This is a genomic window from Streptomyces sp. URMC 126 (genome assembly GCF_051386555.1).
Lineage (GTDB): Bacteria > Actinomycetota > Actinomycetes > Streptomycetales > Streptomycetaceae > Streptomyces.
Map to the genome: position 1 here is coordinate 1 of NZ_JBPQTX010000400.1, position 5,595 is coordinate 5,595.

Annotated in this window: 5 protein-coding genes; all 5 read left to right on the forward strand. The window is 66.3% G+C overall.

What is annotated here, in order from left to right:
• The first annotated feature begins 239 nt into the window (after positions 1 to 239).
• Positions 240 to 710, forward strand: coding sequence for a helix-turn-helix domain-containing protein (locus tag ACSNOK_RS30055; RefSeq protein WP_436783958.1), 471 nt, complete (start codon positions 240 to 242; stop codon positions 708 to 710).
• 434 nt (positions 711 to 1,144) lie between these two features.
• A complete protein-coding gene (gene rpsL / locus ACSNOK_RS30060) occupies positions 1,145 to 1,516 on the forward strand; it encodes a 30S ribosomal protein S12 (RefSeq protein WP_003948652.1) in 372 nt (123 codons plus the stop codon).
• A gap of 2 nt (positions 1,517 to 1,518) precedes the next feature.
• Positions 1,519 to 1,989: a 30S ribosomal protein S7 gene (gene rpsG, locus ACSNOK_RS30065; protein WP_004950419.1), complete on the forward strand. Its 471-nt coding sequence runs from the start codon at positions 1,519 to 1,521 to the stop codon at positions 1,987 to 1,989.
• 39 nt (positions 1,990 to 2,028) lie between these two features.
• Positions 2,029 to 4,149, forward strand: a complete 2,121-nt coding sequence (gene fusA / locus ACSNOK_RS30070; RefSeq protein ID WP_436783959.1) for an elongation factor G — start codon at positions 2,029 to 2,031, stop codon at positions 4,147 to 4,149.
• Positions 4,150 to 4,348: 199 nt separating this feature from the next.
• The gene (gene tuf / locus ACSNOK_RS30075) at positions 4,349 to 5,542 is read left to right on the forward strand and encodes an elongation factor Tu (RefSeq protein ID WP_185943959.1); all 1,194 of its coding nucleotides are present in this window, start codon (positions 4,349 to 4,351) and stop codon (positions 5,540 to 5,542) included.
• Positions 5,543 to 5,595 lie beyond the last annotated feature (53 nt).

A 5,595-nucleotide genomic window follows, 5' to 3' on the forward strand; every position in this document is an offset into this window, starting at 1 on the left:
ATGTGTATAAGAGACAGGGCTTGGGGGATCGGAGGGCAAGGGGCGTCCCTTGGGGCCGTATCGCACCCCCGGGGCGTCCTCGCACCGCCACCGTATCGGCCGTGCGTGCGAGCGCGCAACACACGACTTCTTCGCGCTGCCTGCGCACGTTGTTCGCCAAAGTTTGAGACGTCTTACGCACCCTGTCCTTGCGTGCGCGAACGACCGGTAGGGTCGGAAGCGCGGAGGGAGTGTGTGGAATGGCCAACAGGGGTACAGAGATCGAACGGTTCGCGTCCTGGGTCGAGGACCTGATGCGGGAGCGCGGTTACGACATCGACAGCCCGCGCGGCGGCGGCCGGACACGGCTGGCCGAGGACGCGGGGGTGCATCGCGCCGCGGTCACCCGGCTGCTACAGCGGCAGAGCATGCCGGACCTGGAGACGATGCGGGGCCTGGCCCGGGTGCTCGGCGTCGGGCTCCGCGACATGCTGATCCGGTCCGGCCGGGCCTCCGAGTCGGAGCTGCCGCTGCCGGGTGCCGGGCGGGAGGAGCCGGCGGCCGGCGGGCGGGGGCGGGTGACACCCGAGGAGGCGGCCGCGCTGCTGGGCATCCCCGGCAGTCACCGCCGGCAGTTCGTGGAGATGACGGAGATGATCCTCACGGTCAGCGGAGCGGTGGAGGGCGGCCAGAGGCGGCGCGGAACCGGGGCTTCCGGGCGCAGCGTCTGACCGTCGCGCGCCGCCGCGTGCGCGGCCAGGAGCGCGTCCAGGGTGCGGCGGGGAACGCCTGCGGCCACCGCCGTCCTCTGGTCGGCCGCGGGCGCCGGCCATCGTCCGAGCCGGGTCGGGTCATCGTTCATACTGGACATACGCCGCACATCGGTACGTCTTCCGCGTGTGCATTTGTTTTGACCGCAGCCCATGCGGTAGGTACGCTCTGACCTTGTGCCTGGGGTGTCCCTGGGCTCTTGTGCGTGCCTTCGAACCGCGCAAGAGACCGGGTCCGGACGGTCCTCCGTGGTCCCGGACGGTTCAAAGACACCGAAATCTGCGCCGAACCGCCATCGGCGGGGGTATGCAGCCTTCGACACACCCGACCGCGTGGGTCGGGGGTAGTCCCAGGTTAGTTTTATCGTGATCGGCACACAGAAACCGGAGAAACGGTGCCTACGATCCAGCAGCTGGTCCGAAAGGGCCGGCAGGACAAGGTCGAGAAGAACAAGACGCCCGCACTCGAGGGTTCGCCCCAGCGTCGTGGCGTCTGCACGCGTGTTTTCACGACCACCCCGAAGAAGCCGAACTCGGCCCTGCGTAAGGTCGCGCGTGTGCGTCTGACCAGCGGCATCGAGGTCACCGCTTACATTCCGGGTGAGGGCCACAACCTGCAGGAGCACTCCATCGTGCTCGTGCGCGGCGGCCGTGTGAAGGACCTGCCGGGCGTTCGCTACAAGATCATCCGTGGCTCGCTCGACACCCAGGGCGTCAAGAACCGCAAGCAGGCTCGCAGCCGCTACGGCGCCAAGAAGGAGAAGTAAGAATGCCTCGTAAGGGCCCCGCCCCGAAGCGCCCGGTCATCATCGACCCGGTCTACGGCTCTCCTCTGGTCACGTCCCTGATCAACAAGATCCTGCTGCACGGCAAGCGCTCCACCGCCGAGCGCATCGTGTACGGCGCCATGGAGGGTCTGCGCGAGAAGACCGGCAACGACCCGGTCATCACCCTCAAGCGCGCTCTCGAGAACGTCAAGCCGGCCCTCGAGGTCAAGTCCCGCCGTGTCGGTGGCGCGACCTACCAGGTTCCGGTCGAGGTCCGCCCGGGCCGCGCCTCCACCCTGGCGCTGCGCTGGCTGGTCGGTTACTCCCGCGCCCGTCGCGAGAAGACCATGACCGAGCGCCTCATGAACGAGCTGCTGGACGCTTCGAACGGTCTCGGCGCCTCGGTCAAGAAGCGTGAGGACACGCACAAGATGGCCGAGTCCAACAAGGCCTTCGCGCACTACCGCTGGTAGTCGCTACCCCCATCGAGAACCGAGAGAAGACTGAGCCATATGGCCACCACTTCGCTTGACCTGGCCAAGGTCCGCAACATCGGGATCATGGCCCACATCGACGCGGGCAAGACGACCACCACCGAGCGGATCCTGTTCTACACCGGTGTCTCGTACAAGATCGGTGAGGTCCACGACGGCGCTGCCACGATGGACTGGATGGAGCAGGAGCAGGAGCGCGGCATCACCATCACGTCCGCCGCGACGACCTGCCACTGGCCGCTCGAGAACGTCGATCACACGATCAACATCATCGACACCCCGGGCCACGTCGACTTCACCGTCGAGGTGGAGCGCTCGCTGCGCGTGCTCGACGGTGCCGTGACGGTGTTCGACGGTGTGGCCGGTGTCGAGCCGCAGTCCGAGACGGTGTGGCGTCAGGCCGACCGTTACGGCGTGCCGCGCATCTGCTTCGTCAACAAGCTCGACCGGACCGGTGCCGAGTTCCACCGCTGCGTCGACATGATCGTGGACCGCCTCGGCGCGACCCCGATCGTCATGCAGCTCCCGATCGGTGCCGAGGCCGACTTCAAGGGCGTCATCGACCTGGTCCGCATGAAGGCCCTGGTCTGGTCCGCCGAAGCCGCCAAGGGCGAGATGTACGACGTCGTCGACATCCCGGACACCCACGTGGAGGCCGCCGACGAGTGGCGCGGCAAGCTCCTCGAGGCCGTGGCCGAGAACGACGAAGAGATGATGGAGCTGTTCCTGGAGGGCACCGAGCCCACCGAGGAGCAGCTGTACGCGGCCATCCGCCGCATCACCATCAACTCCGGCAAGGGTGGCAGCACCACCGTCACCCCGGTGTTCTGCGGTACCGCGTTCAAGAACAAGGGCGTTCAGCCCCTGCTCGACGCCGTCGTCCGCTACCTGCCGTCGCCGCTCGACATCGAGGCGATCGAGGGCCACGCGGTCAACGACCCCGACGAGGTCGTCAAGCGCAAGCCCTCCGACGACGAGCCGTTCTCCGGTCTTGCCTTCAAGATCATGAGCGACCCGCACCTCGGCAAGCTCACCTTCGTCCGGGTTTACTCGGGCCGCATGGAGGCCGGCACTCAGGTGCAGAACTCCGTGAAGGGCAAGAAGGAGCGCATCGGCAAGATCTACCGGATGCACGCGAACAAGCGTGAGGAGATCGACTCGGTGGGTGCCGGTGACATCGTCGCCGTCATGGGTCTGAAGCAGACCACCACCGGTGAGACCCTCTGCGACGCCGCGAAGCCGGTCATCCTCGAGTCCATGGACTTCCCGGCCCCGGTGATCCAGGTCGCCATCGAGCCGAAGTCCAAGGGCGACCAGGAGAAGCTGGGTGTCGCCATCCAGCGCCTGGCCGAGGAGGACCCGTCCTTCCAGGTCCACACGGACGAGGAGACGGGCCAGACCATCATCGCGGGTATGGGCGAGCTGCACCTCGACGTGCTGGTCGACCGTATGAAGCGTGAGTTCAAGGTCGAGGCCAACGTCGGCAAGCCGCAGGTCGCGTACCGCGAGACGATCCGCAAGGCCGTCGAGCGCATCGACTACACCCACAAGAAGCAGACCGGTGGTTCCGGTCAGTTCGCGAAGGTCCAGATCGCGATCGAGCCTCTCGAGGGTGACGGCTACGAGTTCGAGAACAAGGTCACCGGTGGCCGCATCCCGCGGGAGTACATCCCGTCGGTGGACGCGGGCTGCCAGGAGGCCATGGAGTTCGGCGTGCTGGCCGGCTACCCGCTGACCGGCGTCAAGGTGACGCTGCTCGACGGTGCCTACCACGACGTCGACTCCTCCGAGCTCGCCTTCAAGATCGCCGGTTCCATGGCGTTCAAGGAGGGTGCTCGCAAGGCGTCGCCGGCTCTTCTCGAGCCGATGATGTCCGTCGAGGTCACCACCCCCGAGGACTACATGGGTGACGTGATCGGTGACATCAACTCCCGCCGTGGCCAGATCCAGGCCATGGAGGACCGTCACGGCGCCAAGCTCGTCAAGGGCCTGGTTCCGCTGTCGGAGATGTTCGGCTACGTCGGAGACCTCCGCAGCAAGACGTCGGGTCGCGCAAGCTACTCGATGCAGTTCGACTCCTACGCCGAGGTTCCCCGGAACGTCGCCGAGGAGATCATCGCGAAGGCCAAGGGCGAGTAACCGGCTCCCGTCTCCACAGACGGGGCTGACGCCTTAGGCTTGACACCGACCGTCGGGGCATACCGCCGCGAATCGTGAGGAACCCGGTCCTTCCGGAATACCTCTCGGCGCGCGGCGGGTGCCCCGCCGGACGGCACCCCAGCAAAGATCCCTGGCGCCGTAACGTAAGGCGTACAGAACCACTCCCAGGAGGACCCCAGTGGCGAAGGCGAAGTTCGAGCGGACTAAGCCGCACGTCAACATCGGCACCATCGGTCACGTCGACCACGGTAAGACCACTCTTACCGCGGCGATCACCAAGGTGCTGCACGACGCGCACCCGGAGCTGAACCCCTTCACGCCGTTCGACCAGATCGACAAGGCGCCTGAGGAGCGGCAGCGCGGTATCACCATCTCCATCGCGCACGTCGAGTACCAGACCGAGTCGCGTCACTACGCCCACGTCGACTGCCCGGGTCACGCGGACTACATCAAGAACATGATCACCGGTGCCGCCCAGATGGACGGCGCGATCCTCGTGGTCGCCGCGACCGACGGTCCGATGCCGCAGACCAAGGAGCACGTGCTCCTGGCCCGCCAGTCCGGCGTTCCGTACATCGTCGTCGCCCTGAACAAGGCCGACATGGTGGACGACGAGGAGATCCTGGAGCTCGTCGAGCTCGAGGTCCGTGAGCTCCTCAACGAGTACGAGTTCCCGGGCGACGACGCTCCGGTCGTCAAGGTCTCGGCGCTGAAGGCGCTCGAGGGCGACGCCGAGTGGGGCCAGTCGGTCATGAACCTCATGAACGCCGTCGACGAGAACATCCCGCAGCCCGAGCGTGACGTCGACAAGCCGTTCCTGATGCCGATCGAGGACGTCTTCACGATCACCGGTCGTGGCACCGTCGTCACCGGTCGTATCGAGCGTGGTGTCCTGAAGGTCAACGAGACCGTCGACATCATCGGCATCAAGACCGAGAAGACCACCACCACGGTCACCGGCATCGAGATGTTCCGCAAGCTGCTCGACGAGGGCCAGGCCGGTGAGAACGTCGGTCTGCTCCTCCGTGGCATCAAGCGCGAGGACGTCGAGCGCGGCCAGTGCATCATCAAGCCGGGTTCGGTCACCCCGCACACCGAGTTCGAGGCCACGGCCTACATCCTGTCGAAGGACGAGGGTGGCCGCCACACCCCGTTCTTCAACAACTACCGTCCGCAGTTCTACTTCCGTACGACTGACGTGACCGGTGTCGTGACCCTCAAGGAGGGCACGGAGATGGTCATGCCCGGCGACAACGCCGAGATGTCCGTCTCCCTGATCCAGCCCGTCGCGATGGAGGAGGGCCTGCGCTTCACCATCCGTGAGGGCGGCCGCACCGTCGGCGCCGGCCAGGTCACCAAGATCAACAAGTAAGTCCTCTTACTTGCCGGTCTGAGCGGGCCCGCACATCTTCGGATGTGCGGGCC